Origin of the sequence: Sphaerisporangium viridialbum (genome assembly GCF_049674955.1) — a bacterium.
GTDB lineage: Bacteria > Actinomycetota > Actinomycetes > Streptosporangiales > Streptosporangiaceae > Sphaerisporangium > Sphaerisporangium viridialbum.
Genome location: NZ_CP187232.1, coordinates 1,382,797 through 1,399,445 on the forward strand (window position 1 = coordinate 1,382,797; position 16,649 = coordinate 1,399,445).

The window sequence follows — 16,649 nt, forward strand, 5'->3', positions numbered from 1 at the left end:
GGCTACTCCTGTTCCCGGACCCAGGACATGACGTCCTCGGGCACGTAGCGCAGGTGACGGCCGATCTTTCGGCTACGTGGACCGGTCCGGTGGTGTCGCCACTGGTAGAGCGTCGCCACCGGCACGCTGAGGAAGTTCGAGACCTCTTCCACGGTCCAGAGCCGTTCGAGCGTCCTCATCGGCCACCGTCCAGGAGCCGAGTACCGGCCAGTGCGGCAGCGAGCAGTTGTTCACCTGAGGTCAGTCCACGGCCGGCGTATGCCCAACGGGCGATTGTGACCGGTTCGTCTTCCGGAAGGATCGGCAACCGGCCAGTGGTGACCTCTTCGGTGTGAACGAAGCGTTCACGCGCTGCTCTGAGCGCGCCCAGGGTGGTGGAGTAGCGGCGGCTTCTCGTGGAGAAGTGGCCTCGGTAGCCCAGCATGTGAGCCCAGTGGGTAAGGCGCAGTTCGGCCAGGTGGGGCAGGGAACCGAGGCGGAAGCATTCGGCGATCAGTCGCCGGGGGTGCTCGCGAAGTCCGAACGCGGCCAGGTCTTCCAGGGGGTAGATGCGTCGGTCGAGGGTGCCGACGCATTCGGCGGCTTTGGTGGCGTACTTGGCCACATACGCCGCGACCGTCTGTTCGGTCAGGTCCCCGCTGGCAGTGATCGGTCGGATGTCGAGTTGCCGGCCCCAGCGCAGCACGTGTACCGGCTCACCGGGGATTGTCGAGAGCCTCACTGTGACGGCCGGGGCGGCCCCCTGTACGGCTGTCGCGAGCACATCGGAGGTTGCCCAGGGTGGAGGAGGCGAGGTGGGGCCCTCCGGTCCGTCGAGGCGGATCACGGCGTGCAGGTGGACGACGCCGCGGCGCTGGTATTCGGCGACCTTGGCGAAGGAGACGACCAAGTGTTGCCGTAGTTCGCGAAGGGTGAGCCCGCCGGCATTCGCCAGTCTGCGGCGCAGGGCGTCGGCGAAGCGCGCCCACAACAGGGAGGCGGCGGCGTTGAACAGTACCGAGCCGGTGTAGTCGTAGCAGTCCGGGCACAGCGGTTCGCCCAAAACCTTCTCGTCGGCACCGTGCCGGGCCGTGCAGGACAGGGCCCGTCCGTGCGGGCAGGTCTCGGCGTCGCGCCGGGGGTGGCACGGGAGCGTCTTGCCGCCCCGCTCTCGTCGACTGTGAACCACGCCGAACGAAGGGGCCGTGAGCGTCACGAACACGCAGGGGTGAGCGCTGACAGCCGCAGGGACGCCTTTGCCACCGATCAGGCCAGCGCGGATGAGCTGGTAGGTGTCACCACGGTAGGTCTTGGCGCACGCCGGGCAACGGCTCGCCCGGCGGGTCTTGCACGGCAGTCGGAGCACCCCGCCGGCTTCGCTGTGGGTGGTGTAGGTGTGCAGGCGCTGGCCGGTGGCGGGGTCTACGTGCAGGACGCTGCCGCGCATGTTGATGGGCTGTCGGCATCCGCCGGTCCGGCGGATCTGCTTGGCCCATCTGTCGTAGTCGGGGCTGTCGAGTCGGGTGATGATGCCGGCGATCGCGTGCGAGTCGAGGGCGGATACGGGCAAGATGGTGTCCTCCTTTCACTCGTATGGGTGGAGGGATGGCCCCCGACCTGGCACTCGTCTTGGTGGATGTGCGGCCAGGCCGGGGGCGCCTGGGGCTAGGCCCCGAGGTTGTCCATGCCGTTGCCGAAGCAGTCGGCGCAGGTGTCACCGAGGCTGTCGACTCCGGTGCCGTTGCAGGTGCAACAGCGGTAACGGATGACGATCACCTCGTCGCCCTGGTCGTCCTCAGACATCGGTGCTGTCGCCGGGGACGACGCATCCCGCGTAGCTGGTTTCGGCCTCGTAGCGGGCACGGCGATCGGCGAGGACGGCCACGGCCCTGTATGCGACCGGCCCGAAGGTGATCGAGGTGCGGTAATGGCCACTGTCGGGGTAGTCGGCGGTGACCTCGCTGCCGAGATAGGCGGCGACCTTGTCGATGTCGGCGCACATCTGAGGGTCGGAGGCGCGGCGGGGGAAGTAGTAGGCGATCACCTCCGGAGCAGGGGTGGGGATGTCGGGGTTGGTGTCGAGGAAGTCGGCCAGGTCACGAAGGCCGGAGATGATCGCGGCACGGTTGTCGTTCATGGTTGGTTCTCCCTTCTTCAGGTGGTTTCGGACAGCGCTCGCAGGTGGCGCAGCAGGTCGGAAGCGAGTTGGTTGGACACGCCCAGCCGGGCGCGGAGCGCGTCGCGGTTGATCTGCTTGTGGTGCTGGGCGTGGTACTCGGTGGCGACCTTGCGGGCGTAGTCGAGGAGTTCTGGGGACGGCCCGGTCCTGCCGTCCTCCTCGTCCTGAGAGCCGGAGGTGAGCGCGGGGACGGGGACGGTCGCCGACGAGGACGGGGACGGTGCATCCGCCGCGGGGGACGAGAGCGCGGACGGATCGGGACGGGGGCCGGAGGAGCGGCGTTCGAGCATGGAGACCGCGACGAGGAACGCACTCGCGGGGGTGGCTGCGACCAGCCAGCCCCAGGCGGAGGGTTGGGCTTGGTGCAGGTTGGCGGCCAGGGACAGGACGATTCCGCCGGCCAGGACGAGCGTCGGCCAGGAGGCCCACCCCGTCCGGAGGCGTCCGGTCTTCTTGTCGCGCTGGCGTTCCCGGGCCGCCATTACGCAGGTGAGGTCGACGCAGACCGCGATGGCCCAGGCCATCCAGCCGTGCTGTCCGTGTGCGGTGGCGGTGTCGCGGATGTGGGTGAACGATCCGGCGCCGGCGATTGCTGCCAGGATGAGGACCGGCCCGGAGTCGGCCAGCCAACCGGCGAAGCGTCGCATCGTCTCCCCCTTTCTGATCGCGTGTACGGGTCAGGCGTCCATCAGGGTGGGGATGTCGGTTTCGATCACCTCCCTGCGGTACTCAGGGGCAGTGAGCTCGTCCCAGGACGGGGTGAGGTGCGCGTAGGCGCGTGCCGCGTGTTCGGCGAGGTGCTCGGCCACGTAGAACGAGCGGGCCCGGTACCACTGGCCGTCTTGGGAGGCCACGATGGCGACGCCGGGAGTCTCTGCGGGGATGGCCCGCGTGGAGACCAGGGCGGCAGGGTCGAGGTCGCCGAGGGTCATGGTCGCGGTCTCGGGATCGTTGACGCGGTGGCAGATGCGTCCCGAGCACTGAGCCCGTAGGGCGGTTACACCGGGGCCGAGGTCGGAGCCGATCCGCTGCCCGCATACGAACAGGTAGATGCCGAACGCCCGCCCGAGCTGGGCGATCCGCAGCAGCGCCGTGGACGATCTTGCGATCTCGTCCTTCTCCGACTTGTCGGCCATCAGGTACAGCTCGGCCAGCTCATCGACCAGGACCACGACCGGCACCGGCCGCAGGGCGGCCGGGAGTTGCCAGATGTTCCGGGCGCCACCGGCGCGGCACAGGCCCATCCGATCGATCATCAGGGCGACCAGGTCAGCCAGCAGTGCGACCGACTCGGCCCGATCGGTGGCCAGCGCCGACAACCGCGGCCCGTACGGGGCGAACTCGACCCCGCCCTTCAGGTCGAACCCGACCAGGGCGACCGGTTGCGGGGCCAGGCCGACGATCAACGCATTGGCCAGGTTCGACTTACCGGACTGGGTCGCACCGGCGTTCATCCAGTGCGGGACGGTGCGGAAGTCGATCGTCCACAGCCCACCGGTCTCCAGCTTGCCGACCGCGACCTTCAACAGCTCACCCGAGGCCGGCAGAGTGTCGAGGCGGACCAGTGGGTCACGAATCGTCACGGCCAGAACGACCCGCCCGGGGCGCGGAGAGGAGACGCGGACCGCGTGCACGCCCCACGAGTGCGCGAGCCGTTCGGCGGCTTCGGCGTAGTCGCCCGGGATCTGCCCCTCCAGCAGGCGGACGGTGACGCGCCAGCCGTGCCGGGTGGGTAAGGGCAACCACATCCACGGCTTGACGTCGACCGCGACCCGTTGAAAGCGGCGCCGGACCTTGACAATGCCGGTAGAGGCGATCGCGCCAGGCACGACGGTGAACCACCAGCGCTGTTGCTTCTTGGTCAAAGCGCAGCCGAGAGCGACCTTGCGCCAGGTGGCACGCACGCTGATCGCGGTGAGGGTGTAGCCGATCAGCAGCCAGTACGACCGGTAATGCCAGTGCCGCCACGTCCACATCGCGGTCAGCACTGCGGCCAGGTAGGCGAGCGCCCCCAAGAGCAGTTCACGCACGAGGGGCCACCCCCGCGGGGGCGAAGGAGGTGGCGCGGTAGGAGATGCCCCACCGCTGGCCCATCTCCCACACGTAGCCGACCAGCCCGACCGGGATCACCTGGTTCCCGGGGGAGATCGAGGAATCGCCGGACAAGCCGACCTTGAGCAGTTCGATCCGGCCGGCATCGTCCTCGGCCAGCAGGACGACCTCGTGAACGATCTGGCCGTCCTTGTCCTTCTTGATCTCGCCGGTGTCCTGGTTGACCAGGCGCGGCCGGGGAGCCTTCACGCACGTGAACTGGAGTCGGTTGGTGTCGACGGGGATCGGGATGTTGCGCATGCCGTGACCTCCTTCTGTATCTTAGCCAACATAGTTAACCTAGTTGGCCTGGGTGTCAATGCCCTCGTGGTTGGCTTGGTTGCCCGAGGTGTGCTCAACTTGGGGGATGGTCAAGAAGACCGGCCGCCCCGGATATCTGCAGATCGCTGACGATCTGCGCGATCAGATTCGCCGGGGGACGCTGGCGCCGGGTGAGCCGCTACCGTCGACGGCGCGGCTTGCCGAGGACTACGACGCCTCGCTGTCGGTGGTGAAGATGGCGGTCGGAATCCTGCGGAACGAAGGGCTGGTCATCGGCCAGCAAGGCAAAGGCGTGTACGTCCGCGAGGCCGAGAGCGCGGCCGGTGACGAGCCAACGCGGCGCGCGGAGGAACTGGCGGAGATCCGCGCGAGCATCAAAGAGTTGTCCGAACGACTCGAACGGGTCGAGTCGTCGCTGTCGCAGCAGACCGGCAAGCCCCGCCGGTCGCCGCGAAGCTGACACCCGCACCGTCGTTGGCACCCGGACGGTTGTCGCGGACGTGGACGCCGATAACTCGCCGGGCGAAGGTCGCCGAGGGAGTATTCGGGTTGACCGATAAGCGCATGCGCCGGTCCTCTTGGCGGACGCCGATCAGCACGACCACGAAGGCCGTCATCCCGGCGAGGCCAAGGGCGATCACTCCCAGAGCGAAGATCGTGCTCATGACCACATCACCCCCGCGAGGCCCAGGCACAGGCACGTGATCATCACCGTCATGGCGGCCGTTCCAGCGCCACGGGTACGACGCGGACGGCCGGCGGGCCGGGTGCTCGGTCGGCGAAGCTTGCGCCGCTTGGCCTGACGGCGCTGCCACCGCAGGACGGACGCGCACTTGCGGCAGGTCTTGGCCCCCTCCGACATTCGCGCGCCGCACTCGCACGGCGGGGTCTCGTCCAGCGGGGGAATCTCGTTGGTCATCGAGGTCTCCTCTCTCGTCACGTTCGGTTTCGTGGTGCGAGATCGAGAATGCGACCAAGAGGGGGGACGAGATCACTACACGACTGGACGTGTGCAAGACGTCCCGACTAGGGTTTTGGCGTCCCTGGACGTCCTTACGAGCAGGTGAGATGGCCAACGAGAGGTTGCGCGCGGCCCTTTTGGAACGGGGCGTCACGATCGGCGACCTGGCCGCGGCGACCGAGGTCGACCCGAAAACGGTCGAACGGTGGGTCACACAGGCACGCCGCCCCTACCGCAAACACCGCTACGCGATCGCGACGTTTCTGCAGGTGGACGAGGCTTATCTATGGCCGGACGCGCTCACACCCGAGCAGGTCAGCGCAGCCGGCGAAAGCGAGATCATTCACGTCTACCCGCACCGCTGGGCCGTCCCCCGGGACATCTGGGGACGTTTCTTCGCCCAGACCAAGCGAGAGATCGGTCTGCTCCTCTACAGCGGCATGTTCCTGGCCGAGGACGCGGGCATGATCAAGCTTCTCGGCGACAAGGCCACCGGCGGGGTCCGGGTGCGGATCCTGCTCGGCGATCCCGAATCGCCCCAGGTGGCCCAGCGGGGGGCCGACGAAGGCATCGGCGTGGCGATGGCGGCCAAGGCGCGGAATGCCCTGGTGCTCTATCAGCCGATCCGTGCCATCGAGAACGTCGAAATCCGGCTCCATGGCACGATCCTCTACAACTCGATCTATCGGGCCGACGACCAGTTCCTCGTCAACCCGCACGTGTACGGCCAGCCCGCCGCCAACGCCCCCGTGCTGCACTTGAAGAAAGTGATCGGCGGGGACATGGTGGCCACCTACTCCGCCAGCTTCGAACGGGTGTGGGAGGAAGCCCGCCCGGTAGAGTCCTGATCATGGCTCGCAGGATCGACTTCTACGACGACCCGGACGCCCCCGCGGCCAACAGCCTCGTGCCGTCGGTGAACGTCGTGGTCACCAATGACGCGGACGAGATACTGATGATCCGTCGTTCCGACAACGACAACTGGGCGGTTCCGGGCGGAGCGATCGATCTCGGCGAGTCGATCCCGCAAGCCGCCGTTCGCGAGACCCGCGAAGAGACCGGGATCGAGTGCGAGATCACCGGCATCGTGGGGACCTACAGCGACCCGAAGCACGTGATCCTCTACACCAGCAACGGCGAGGTCCGGCAGGAGTTCTCGATCCTGCTCACCGCTCGGGCCGTCGCCGGCGAGCCGACGCCCAGCGACGAATCACGCGAAGTGCGCTGGGTGAGCCGCGACCAGGCGGAGGGATACCCGATGGATCGTTCGATGCGGTTGCGGATCGGCCACTACCTTCACGGTGTCGTCGAGCCGCACATCGGCTAGCGCCATCCGCCCCTGCACCGCGTGCACTGCCGACAGGATGCAAGGGGTCGCTTTGGTGATCGTTCTGGTGACCAGATCCCCGGGGCCGTAGCGCTCGCGGATCTCGGCCAGCCGATCAGCGACTTCGACCCGCGCCCCGTCCGGGCTCGTGGTCATGTCGCAGTAGGTGAGCGCCTCCACGAGGTCCGGCCGCTGCTTGGGGAACTCTCCTTGCAGGATGTCCAGCAGGCCACGGTCACCGGCCTCGATCTCCGCGCAGGTGTGATGGGCGACCAGGCGGCACAGCAGTTCATCGGCGCCGTGAACATCACGCAGGTAACGCGCTCCGTCGATCGGATGGAAGCCGGTGTCGACCAGGTCCGGTGCGTAACCGATGTCGTGCAGGTAAGCCGACGCGGCTAGAAGTTCCGCATCCTTGCCCAGGATCGAGGCGAGCTGCTCAGCCCGTCGGCCGACCCCAAGCGAGTGCTCCCACCGGCGCGGAAGCGTGTTTTGTAGTGTCTTTCGTGCCAGCTCACGGGCCACATGGGCGATGTCTCTCATGCCGTTCACGATTCCAGGCGCCCGCGCAGGTGAGCTAGGGACCAGAGTCAGACGTCTTCAGACGTCCTTGCCAACCGGGCACTACGAACCGGCCCTTGCCGTGGACCGCGACGATCATTCCCTCTGTCTCCAGTAGTCCCAGAGCTTGACGGACTGTGGTTCGCGAGGCGCCGTAGCGCTGGCGAAGGTCCTTTTCGCTTGGCACCTTGCTTGCGGGCGGCAGTTCGCCGGCCTCGATCTGAGCGCGTAGGTCCGCCGCGATCGACTGATACAGGTACTCCCGGTCAAGGTTGCGGGCTTCCTGCTCCAGTACGAGACGCCCCTTGGAGCGGATCGTGGCCACGAGCCTCTCCTCCACCAGCACGGCCAACGCACGACGGACCGTGTTGCGCGCCACGCCGAACTCCTCGCTGAGCGCCGTCTCCGACGGCAGATAGGCGCCCGCCGGGTAGACACCTCCGCCGATTCGCTCCCGCAGCCGGTCGGCGAGCTGGGAGTAAACCCGCCATCCGGTCAGCCAGCGGCCCGCCTTGCCGGCTCCTGAGGCGGTCACGATTGATAGGTGTCGAGGATCTCCTGCAGGACCGGACCAAGGTCCCCCTGTCCCTCTGCATGCCATCCCGCCTTGGCCGCCGCCTCTATGACCTTCGCCGCCTCGTCGAGCTGGTAGCACGAGGTCCGCTCATCCTGTTGATCACCCCAGAAGAACCACAGGAACGCCACATACACGTAGACACGCCGAGCCCGAAGATCCCTGTCGAGGACTTCCAGACACGGCCGACCCTCCTCATCGGACATGTGGGCGGTCGTCATCCCACGGCCTGCAAGCCGGTCACGCAGTTCCAGAAGGAGCCCGTCCATGAACGGCCGCTCGTGCTCGTTAAATTTGCCCATGGCGCATCCCTTCCGCCCTCGCGTGCCTGTTACCGAGCACGCTGCATGCCTACGAGCCTGCTATCGGCGCCGGAACTTCTACACCACCACTAGGGACGTCTAGGGACGTCTTGTGCTAGCTTCGCGGTGCAGGCGCATCAGCCGGGAGGGAACCCTCATGAACGACAACCTCCGCCATGCCCTTGCACGAGCACGCATGCGAGCCGTCGACGTGGCCGCAAACCTGGCCGTCGACCCCAAGACCGTGGACCGCTGGCTGAAGGGACGCGTCCCGCATCCTCGCCACCGGTGGGCCGTCGCGGACCTACTCGACGTGGACGAAGTCGACCTGTGGCCCGAGGTCGCCAAGCCTCGCCGACCCATCGGCCCAGACATCAAAGCCATCTACCCACACCGCTGGACCGTCCCCGAAGCTGTCTGGCGGAACCTCTTCGTATCCGCCAGTCGAGAAATCGACATCCTCGTCTACAGCGGCCTGTTCCTCGCCGAAGACGCCGGCATCCTCCGCCTCCTGGTCCAACGCGCCCAAGCAGGCACTCGCGTACGGATCATGCTCGGAGACCCCGACAGCCCCCAGGTAGCCAGCCGCGGAACAGACGAAGGCATCGGTCCGGACATCATGAGAGCTCGTATCAAGAACGCGCTCAAGCTCTACGGTCCGCTACAGGACGTCGAGGGCATCGAGATCCGGCTACACCAGACCGTGCTCTACAACTCGATCTACCACGCAGACGACAACCTTCTCGTCAACCTCCACGCTTACGGCACCCCCGCTGCCCAAGCCCCCGTCATGCACCTCCGCATCCAGGACGACACCACCACCGCAACGGCCTACCTGACCAGCATCGAACGCACCTGGACCAACGCCACACCGCTCCGCCACGCAGTCTGAACGTCGGCACTACCAAGATCGAAAAGTAACTTATCTTTACGTCTATTAAAGGCGGCCCGCTGCGCGGCCCGCCGGGCGTGCCGGTCGGCAAGCGTGCCCGGCTGCGGCTCTCCGGCCGGTCCGGGCACGCACCGCCCGCGCGCCCGAGAAGCCTGCAGAAGTCACCACTCAACGCCGTGACGATCGCTCACTTCGGTTCTCGTCATACGCGGCTGGGCGATCGGCTGCCGCGGCCCTCCTTCGTCAGGCCTTGCCATCGGGCGAACCGGGTACCGCTCACTGACTTTTGGGTTGGTCGTTCTGCCGCAATGAACATCAACGAGCCTGTGATCTCCATGCTATGTACAGGGCTCCGAGGGCCGTGGTGACCGTGGCGAGGCCGGCAGGGCTGAGGCGGGCGACGGTGATCATGGTGACTCCGGCCAGAAGGATCGCGATCAGAGCCAGTAAGGCTGCCATATCGGGCGTCCGCTTGGGCCGACGTCCTCGGCGATAATTGGACATGGATCTCCTTGTGGGTCTAGGGCGCCGTCCGGTTTTTTGCGTGAGCGGGCGGCGCCTTTCCTATGGGGACTTCTTAGGCGATCGAGAGGCTACAGACTCTCTGGCCGCCACGTCCTGGGGTTCGCGGGAATGATCCGTGATCCCAGACCAGTCACGAGCACCTTCTCTGAAGTTTGTGCGGAACTAACGTGCCGACGTTAGGCTCCATGGCGCAGCACTGAGGCAGTCCACTCAGGAGAGTCGGCTGAGGATCGCAATAGAGAAGGCGGTTCGGGTGCCGTCTGAATGATCAATCGTTCTGTTGCTGCGGGCCTTTTCGGTCTGCAGCAACAGAACGTATTGGGCGAGCATTAAAGGTCGCCAATTCGACTGCCGGATTTTGTCGGACCCCCGCCCTATAGTCCCCGGGGTAACTGTTCGTTAGCGGCCTAGATCGGACTGTGATGACGGAACTGTGGGCGCACAGCGTGAGTGACGCTGGGCACCGGCATGCCCTTAGTGATCACCTGCGGGATACAGCTGTGCTGGCGGGTGGGTTCGCCGAGGTGTTCGGTGCTCGTGGCCTGGCTGCCTATCTCGGTCTGGTTCACGATGTAGGCAAGGGCGGATGTGCCTGGCAAGAGGGCCTGCTCAGGGCAGAGACCGCCGGCGGGCGGGTTGTCGACGCGCACGGTCTGAGCATCGATCACAAGGCCGCGGGTACGTGGTTGGCGGCTCGCAAGGCGGGCCTGGGCTTCTTCGGTATGCCAGTGCTTGGACATCACGGAGGACTTCCGGACACTCAGGATCTGAAGCGTTGCCTCGCGATGGCCGAGACCGATGATCTGCAGCGAATGCAGGAAGCGATCACGCGTGTCTCGGCGCTGGTGCCTGAGATCGTCGCGGGGCCGATGCCTGAGCTTCCGGGGTGGGTGAAATCCGCCGGGGATGCTCATGCGGTCGAGCTGCTGGTGCGGATGGTGTTCAGCGCTTTGGTCGATGCCGACTTTCTGGACACCGCTCGACATTTCACGGGTGGGCAGCGGCGCGCGCCGGAGTCGCTTGCGACGATGGGGGAAGCTTTCGAGCAAGCCCGGACCAGCTATCTGGCTAAGGCTCAGGCCAACCCGACGCCTGTGGACGGTATCCGGGCCGAGGTATACGACCAGGCGGTCCATGCTGCCCTCCAGCCGAGAGGGATCTTCCCGTTCCCTGCGCCTACGGGAGCCGGGAAGACGATCGCGGCCGGCGGGTTTGCGGTGCATCACGCGGCCCAGCATGGTCTACGACGGGTGATCATCGCGGTGCCTTACATGTCGATCACGGAGCAGAACGCGAAGGTCTATCGCATCCTCTTCGGTGATGCCAATGTCCTGGAGCATCACAGCAGCGTTGACCTGCATCGGCTTCCTGCGGCTATGCGGTGGCAGCGGCTCGCGGCCGAAAATTGGGATGCACCGGTCATCGTCACGACAACCGTGCAGCTTTTCCAGTCGCTGTTCGACCGCAGGCCCTCGGCTATGCGCAAGGTCCACCGTCTGGCGGGTTCAGTGATCGTGCTGGACGAAGTCCAGTCGCTACCGGACTCGATGCTCCTGCCGATCCTGTCGGCGCTACGCCACCTGACCGAGTACTTCGGAACCAGTGTGCTGCTGGCATCGGCGACCCAACCGGCCTTCTTCGACCTGGACATCTTCCGCGATCTGAAGGTAGGACAGGTGATCGCTCAGCCGCAGCCGTTATATGACCGGTTACGCCGGGTCCGCTACACCTGGCAATGCGACCCTAAGCCCACCTTTCAGAAGATCGCCACTGAGGCGGCCCGCGAGTCCCAGGTGTTGCTGATCGTGAACACCACCGGGGAAGCCGCCAAACTCCACGAAGCACTCGCCGCCGCCTGGAAGCACGACGGGCAGGTACTGCATTTGTCGACGCGCATGGCCGGTGCGCATCGCCGCGAGGTCCTGGAGATGGTCCGTGCGCGGCTAGATGACGATCTACCCGTAGCCGTGGTCAGCACCCAACTGGTCGAGGCCGGCGTCGACCTCGATTTCCCCGTGGTTTACCGAGCGATGGCCCCAGCTGAGGCGTTGCAGCAGGCCGCGGGACGGTCGAACCGCAACGGCCGACTCGCCGAGGGCAAGGTCATCGTCTTCGATCCGGCTGACGGCAGCGCCAAGGGCACCCAATTGGTATACGGCGCCGCCCTGGATACCAGCCGAGCCTATATCGGACCCGGAAAAAGGGATCCCGACGACCTGGCCGCCTTGAGGACCTACTACAAGGCCCGGTATGCGGTGAAGAACGTCGAGGGCAGCGGCGCTGGGAAGCGGATCCAGGACCGCCGCGCGGATCTCGACTTCCCGGTAGTCGCCCAGCAGTTCAAGATGATCGACGAGCAGACGGTTCCCGTGCTCGTCCGCTACGGCGACGACACCGAACGCGACGACTTGAGGGATCGGCTGCGCCGTCCTGGCCGCATCGAGCCGTGGGTGTTTCGCCGCATTCAGCCGTACTTGGCCACGATGCCCACCCGCCTGGCCCAGCAAGCCGTCACAGAAGGGCTCGCCACTGAGCTGCTCGGTGACCTTTACGAGTGGCTCGGCACCTACCACCCGCACCGCGGAATTCAGTTCGCCTACCCGAAGCCGGAGGACTACAACAGGTGAGCACGCATCAGCACCCGCCCTACCCCCCGTTGGTCGTCGAGGTGAGCGGCGACCTGGCCTGCTTCACCCGGCCGGAACTCAAATCCGAACGGTTCAGCTACGAGGTCATGACCCCGTCGGCCGCACGCGGCATCCTTGAGTCGATCTTCTGGAAGCCCGAGTTCGACTACATCATCTGCAAGATCGAGATCCTCAAGCCGATCCGTTGGTTCTCCATCCGCCGCAACGAGGTCAAGTCGCTGGTCTCCGAGGACTGGGTCAGGCGCGCCATGGCCGATACCACTCTGCGCTATGACGTGGAAAACGACCGCGACCAGCGCAACACCGTGGCACTGCGAGACGTCGCGTACCGCATCTATGCCCAGGTAGAACTCAGGCCGCACGCCGACCAGCACCAGGCGAAGTACCGAGAGCAGTTCCGTCGGCGGGTCGCCAAGGGCGCCTGCTATTCCCAGCCCTTCCTGGGCACCCGGGAGTTTGCCGCCCGGTTCGGGGAGCCCACCTCTGCTAAGCCGATCGAGGAATGCCGTGACCTCGGCGTCATGCTGCACAGCATCGGCTACGAGGCGAACAGTGAGACCTACCGCTGGTTCCTCGCTCGCCTGGAAGACGGCGTCATGGAGGTGCCGCCGAACGGCCTGGAACTCCCATCCGCCGCGCCGGCTAAGACCCGGAGCTGATCACATGCTGATCCAACGACTCGCCGAGCACGCCGGAAGATCGGCCGGGGAAAAAGCTCCCCGTTACTACCGTAATCGGACCGTCCGGTGGGCCATCATGCTCACCCACGACGGGAAGGCCTCCCTGATCAGCAGGGCGGACGCCAGCAACAAGGCAGGATCATCCTTGCCGACGCCGTACCTGACCCGCACCAGCGGCGTGGCGGCGATGCTCCTGGCGGACACGCTGGAGTACGTGTTCGCGATCGCCAAGGACGACACCGGTAAGGCCCAGGACGGTGCGGACCGCCGCAACGATGCCTACCTGGCGTTGCTCAAGGCATGGAAAGACGCCAGCTCTGATCCGGTCGCCGACATGGTATGGAAAACCTTCGAGTCCGAACGTCACCTTGACCTTCTCTCAGGGCTGCCGGATGACGCCAAGTCCTCCGACACGGTCGGCATCTTGGTGGATGGCGAATGGGCGCATCTCCGGCCATCCGCGATCAGCTTCTGGGCCCGGATCGCTCGCGAGCGCAAAAGCTCCGGCAACGACGGACTGTGTCTGGGCTGCGGACAGGTCGGCCCGCTGCTGAAGACCATCCCGGAGATGGTCAAGAGCACCCTCATCCCGGTCGGCCTTGACCCGGCCGGCCGGCCGAAACGTGGCCGGGATGCCGCCCTGATGTCGGTGAACACCGCAGCCCAAGGCCGCATGGGCACGCTCCAACTGGCCAACACCCCGATCTGCGAGGAATGCGGCGGATCGGCGATGGCCGCGCTCAACGACCTGCTCTCCAACGACAAACATCGACGCCGCGGCGACGACAACGTATTCATCTGGTGGCTGCGCGAACCCGCCGACTTCGACCCGCTGATCATCGACGCCCCACATCTGAAGGACGTCGAGCGGCTACTACAGGAAGTACGGCGTGGCCAGACCGGCACACTCGTCGATGACAACGCCTTTTATGCCTTGACCTTGTCGGCCAACCAAAGCCGGGTGGTCGTCCGGGACTGGCTGGATGTCCCACTCCCAGAAATCAAAAGAAGGTTCGCCGCCTGGTTTCTCGACCACGCCTCCACCGAACTATGGAGCGACGGCCTGAAGTACGTGGCGCTGTGGCAGATGGTACGAGCCAGCGGCCGCTGGAACCGCGGCCGCAAGGCATATCAGCCAGGCAGCGCCGCCCACGGCCTGGAGCGAGACCTACTGCATGCCGCGCTGCACGGCACCCCGCCACCATCCAGCCTGGTGCCGCAGCTTCTCCACCGGATCCGCAACGACCACCACATCGACCTGCCCCGAGTCGCGATGCTCCGACTCGCACTCACCCGTCCCCCCTACAAGGAGAACGTCATGCCGGGCCTCGACGAAACAGCCACCGACCCCGCCTACGTATGGGGGCGGCTGTTCGCCGTGCTGGAAGCGATCCAGCGCCGCGCCCTGCCCGACACAAACGCCACCATCCGAGACCGCTACTTCGGACTGGCCATGACCCAGCCCGCCGCGACCATGCGACTGCTACGCACCAACGCCAACGGGCACTTGAAAAAACTCATCGGCAAAGAAGCAACCCGCCCAGCAGGCCGAGCACTCGATGGCCGTCTGGCCTCCATCAGCCAGCTCATCGACCGCGAATCCGGGCTCCCGGCCCACCTGGACGCCCGCGGACAGGTCCAGTTCATCCTCGGTTACGACCACCAGCGCGCCTCCGATACGGCCGCCGCCCGGGCCGCGAAAGCGACCAAGAACACCACCGAAACTCTTCAAGCCTGACCCGACAAGGGAGAGCAAGCCATGACGCAGGCCGTCCACCTCGACCCGACCCGCAAACACGACTTCGTGTTCCTCTTCGACATCCACGATGGGAACCCCAACGGCGACCCAGACGCCGCCGGCATGCCCCGCACCGACCCCGAAACCATGCAAGGCCTGGTCACCGACGTAGCGATCAAACGGAAAATCCGCAATATGATCACTCTGCTGGGTGAGGGTAAACCCGGCTACGACATTTACGTCGAATCCGGTGTCTCCCTCAACTCCCAGCATGAACGCGCCTACAAAGAACTCGGCCTCACCGACGGCAGGGCAGCCGAGATCTCAGCCCAGCAGTGGATGTGCCAGACATTCTTCGACGTCCGCATGTTCGGCGCCGTCATGGCCACCGGCAAGAAAACCGCCGGACGAGTCCGAGGGCCAGTCCAGCTCACCTTCTCCCGGTCCATCGACCCGGTGCTTCCCCAAGAACACGGCATCACCCGCGTAACCCGCACCCGAGAAGACGACACCAAAGAAACCGAGATGGGCGGCAAACACGCCATCGCCTACGGTCTCTACCGCGGAATCGGCCACTTCAGCGCCCCCCTCGCCGCGCGAACCGGGGTAACCAGCGAAGACCTGTCCATGCTCTGGCGGGCACTCACCCTCATGCTCGAACACGACCGAGCGTCAGGCCGCGCAGAAATGGCACTACGTGGCCTCTACATCTTCACTCACGCCGACGCATTCGGCACCGCCCCCGCCCACACCCTCACCGACACGGTGAACATCGAACTCACCATCCCCGACGGCCAACCAGTGCGCGACTTCACCAACTACAAGGTCACCATCGACGAAACAACTATTCCAGAAGGCGTAACACTCACCCGAATCGTCGAATAACAAGCCTTTCCTCAACAAGGAAAAGTACCCAGCAATACAGCAAAGAAATCAAACATCTACGACTACGCACTTCAGCACCGGCCCTCCCGGGTCGATGAGGATCGCAACGCCGTCAAAAACACTGAACTCGGTGTTCAGCCCGGACTGGCAGCACCGGCCCTCCGGGGTCGGTGAGGAGCGCAACGCCGCGAGCTGGGTCGGTCCCGCCTTGTAAGAGCGAGGCCAGCACCGGCCCTCCGGGGGGTTGAGGATCGCAACGCCATCCGCGTGGACGAGCACCAGCACACGGCTGAACCAGCACCGGACCTCCGGGGTCGGAGAGGATCGCAACCAGTTGTGGAATGAACTGCCTGATCAGAACATTGAGCCAGCACCGGTCCTCCTGGGTCGGTGAGGATCGCAACGACGTGTACCACGGTGACGTCATCCAGCGGTTTCACGCCAGCACTGGCCCTCCGGGTCATTGGGGATCGCAACGAGTACTGCACGTTTCGCCTGGGTGTCGCCGTCACTGAGCACCGGCCCTCCGGGGTCGGTGAGGATCGCAACCAGAGGTAAGAGTGCGAGGAGGTCCTCCTCGTGGCCGCCAGCACCGGCCCTCCGGGGTCGGTGAGGATCGCAACCCCAGGTACTGGAGGGCGGCCCGCCCGATTTCCCCCCGGCCAGCACCGGCCCTCCGGGGTCGGTGAGGATCGCAACGCCGGGGTTGTAGATGCTGAGCCGAAGCGGGTGGCCGACCAGCACCGGCCCTCCGGGGTCGGTGAGGATCGCAACCAGAAGATCGGGCGCGGGACCGGGCCCGGCACCGTGCCAGCACCGGCCCTCCGGGGTCGGTGAGGATCGCAACCTTACATGCCACGCCACGTGTGACGGGTGCCTATGCCGCCAGCACCGGCCCTCCGGGGTCGGTGAGGATCGCAACCCTAGGTATTACGCGGGGAGCGGCATGCCGGGCTCCCCCAGCACCGGCCCTCCGGGGTCGGTGAGGATCGCAACGACTGCCGGGCCGACGGCCTCGACTGGGT

The 16,649-nt window shown here is 65.9% G+C and carries 19 protein-coding genes and 1 CRISPR repeat array (1 of these 20 running past the window's edge); of the genes, 8 read left to right on the plus strand and 11 right to left on the minus strand.

The genetic code is table 11. The features are described from left to right. Positions 1-2: 2 nt before the first annotated feature. From ACOZ38_RS06555 to ACOZ38_RS06585, 7 genes are all read right to left on the minus strand, one after another. Positions 3-179: a helix-turn-helix transcriptional regulator gene (locus ACOZ38_RS06555; protein WP_424529225.1), complete on the minus strand. Its 177-nt coding sequence runs from the start codon at positions 177-179 to the stop codon at positions 3-5. After that, positions 176-1,549, minus strand: coding sequence for a replication initiator (locus tag ACOZ38_RS06560; RefSeq protein WP_424529226.1), 1,374 nt, complete (start codon positions 1,547-1,549; stop codon positions 176-178). The genes ACOZ38_RS06555 and ACOZ38_RS06560 overlap by 4 nt, the downstream gene beginning before the upstream one ends. A 95-nt stretch (positions 1,550-1,644) precedes the next feature. Continuing rightward, positions 1,645-1,782 carry a hypothetical protein gene (locus ACOZ38_RS06565; RefSeq protein ID WP_424529227.1) on the minus strand — a complete coding sequence of 46 codons (138 nt, stop codon included), beginning with the start codon at positions 1,780-1,782 and terminating at the stop codon, positions 1,645-1,647. Then, positions 1,775-2,116: a hypothetical protein gene (locus tag ACOZ38_RS06570; RefSeq protein WP_424529228.1), complete on the minus strand. Its 342-nt coding sequence runs from the start codon at positions 2,114-2,116 to the stop codon at positions 1,775-1,777. Before ACOZ38_RS06570 ends, ACOZ38_RS06565 begins: the two co-directional genes overlap by 8 nt. Before the next feature lie 17 nt (positions 2,117-2,133). Then, a complete protein-coding gene (locus ACOZ38_RS06575) occupies positions 2,134-2,805 on the minus strand; it encodes a DUF2637 domain-containing protein (protein WP_424529229.1) in 672 nt (223 codons plus the stop codon). A gap of 30 nt (positions 2,806-2,835) precedes the next feature. Next, positions 2,836-4,188, minus strand: a complete 1,353-nt coding sequence (locus ACOZ38_RS06580) for an FtsK/SpoIIIE domain-containing protein (protein ID WP_424529230.1) — start codon at positions 4,186-4,188, stop codon at positions 2,836-2,838. Continuing rightward, positions 4,181-4,510 (minus strand): hypothetical protein, encoded by a 330-nt coding sequence (locus ACOZ38_RS06585; RefSeq protein WP_424529231.1) that lies wholly within the window; start codon positions 4,508-4,510, stop codon positions 4,181-4,183. The genes ACOZ38_RS06580 and ACOZ38_RS06585 overlap by 8 nt, the downstream gene beginning before the upstream one ends. A 106-nt stretch (positions 4,511-4,616) precedes the next feature. Here ACOZ38_RS06585 and ACOZ38_RS06590 point away from each other — a divergent pair, with 106 nt between their 5' ends. Further along, positions 4,617-4,991: a GntR family transcriptional regulator gene (locus ACOZ38_RS06590; protein WP_424529232.1), complete on the plus strand. Its 375-nt coding sequence runs from the start codon at positions 4,617-4,619 to the stop codon at positions 4,989-4,991. A gap of 201 nt (positions 4,992-5,192) precedes the next feature. Here ACOZ38_RS06590 and ACOZ38_RS06595 read toward each other — a convergent pair whose 3' ends face one another. Beyond that, the gene (locus ACOZ38_RS06595) at positions 5,193-5,450 is read right to left on the minus strand and encodes a hypothetical protein (RefSeq protein ID WP_424529233.1); all 258 of its coding nucleotides are present in this window, start codon (positions 5,448-5,450) and stop codon (positions 5,193-5,195) included. Between the two features lie 149 nt (positions 5,451-5,599). Between ACOZ38_RS06595 and ACOZ38_RS06600 the strand changes: the two genes are divergently transcribed. Continuing rightward, complete coding sequence (locus ACOZ38_RS06600; protein ID WP_424529234.1) at positions 5,600-6,340, plus strand: helix-turn-helix domain-containing protein; 741 nt, start codon at positions 5,600-5,602, stop codon at positions 6,338-6,340. A 2-nt stretch (positions 6,341-6,342) separates the two neighbouring features. Next, on the plus strand, positions 6,343-6,819 hold the full coding sequence (locus tag ACOZ38_RS06605; protein WP_424529235.1) for an NUDIX hydrolase: 477 nt from the start codon (positions 6,343-6,345) through the stop codon (positions 6,817-6,819). Here the strand turns inward: ACOZ38_RS06605 and ACOZ38_RS06610 are convergent. The 3 genes from ACOZ38_RS06610 to ACOZ38_RS06620 are packed head-to-tail and all read right to left on the minus strand — an operon-like array spanning position 6,703 to position 8,256. Continuing rightward, complete coding sequence (locus tag ACOZ38_RS06610) at positions 6,703-7,362, minus strand: HD domain-containing protein (RefSeq protein WP_424529236.1); 660 nt, start codon at positions 7,360-7,362, stop codon at positions 6,703-6,705. The genes ACOZ38_RS06605 and ACOZ38_RS06610 overlap by 117 nt on opposite strands. A gap of 34 nt (positions 7,363-7,396) precedes the next feature. Then, complete coding sequence (locus ACOZ38_RS06615; RefSeq protein ID WP_424529237.1) at positions 7,397-7,915, minus strand: GntR family transcriptional regulator; 519 nt, start codon at positions 7,913-7,915, stop codon at positions 7,397-7,399. Then, the gene (locus ACOZ38_RS06620) at positions 7,912-8,256 is read right to left on the minus strand and encodes a hypothetical protein (protein WP_424529238.1); all 345 of its coding nucleotides are present in this window, start codon (positions 8,254-8,256) and stop codon (positions 7,912-7,914) included. Before ACOZ38_RS06620 ends, ACOZ38_RS06615 begins: the two co-directional genes overlap by 4 nt. Before the next feature lie 157 nt (positions 8,257-8,413). Between ACOZ38_RS06620 and ACOZ38_RS06625 the strand changes: the two genes are divergently transcribed. The 5 genes from ACOZ38_RS06625 (at position 8,414) to cas7c (ending at position 15,624) form a co-directional block, all read left to right on the plus strand. Beyond that, positions 8,414-9,148, plus strand: a complete 735-nt coding sequence (locus tag ACOZ38_RS06625; protein WP_424529239.1) for a helix-turn-helix domain-containing protein — start codon at positions 8,414-8,416, stop codon at positions 9,146-9,148. Between the two features lie 947 nt (positions 9,149-10,095). Continuing rightward, positions 10,096-12,300, plus strand: coding sequence for a CRISPR-associated helicase Cas3' (cas3, locus tag ACOZ38_RS06630; protein WP_424529240.1), 2,205 nt, complete (start codon positions 10,096-10,098; stop codon positions 12,298-12,300). A 29-nt stretch (positions 12,301-12,329) separates the two neighbouring features. Next, entirely contained in the window at positions 12,330-12,980 is a 651-nt protein-coding gene (gene cas5c, locus ACOZ38_RS06635; RefSeq protein WP_424529241.1) for a type I-C CRISPR-associated protein Cas5c, read from the plus strand. A gap of 4 nt (positions 12,981-12,984) precedes the next feature. Further along, positions 12,985-14,739: a type I-C CRISPR-associated protein Cas8c/Csd1 gene (cas8c, locus tag ACOZ38_RS06640; RefSeq protein WP_424529242.1), complete on the plus strand. Its 1,755-nt coding sequence runs from the start codon at positions 12,985-12,987 to the stop codon at positions 14,737-14,739. A 21-nt stretch (positions 14,740-14,760) separates the two neighbouring features. Further along, positions 14,761-15,624, plus strand: a complete 864-nt coding sequence (gene cas7c, locus ACOZ38_RS06645) for a type I-C CRISPR-associated protein Cas7/Csd2 (RefSeq protein ID WP_424529243.1) — start codon at positions 14,761-14,763, stop codon at positions 15,622-15,624. Positions 15,625-16,136: 512 nt separating this feature from the next. After that, positions 16,137-16,649: direct repeats of the CRISPR family, unit length 37 nt; unit sequence CCAGCACCGGCCCTCCGGGGTCGGTGAGGATCGCAAC (it continues 2,705 nt past the right edge of the window).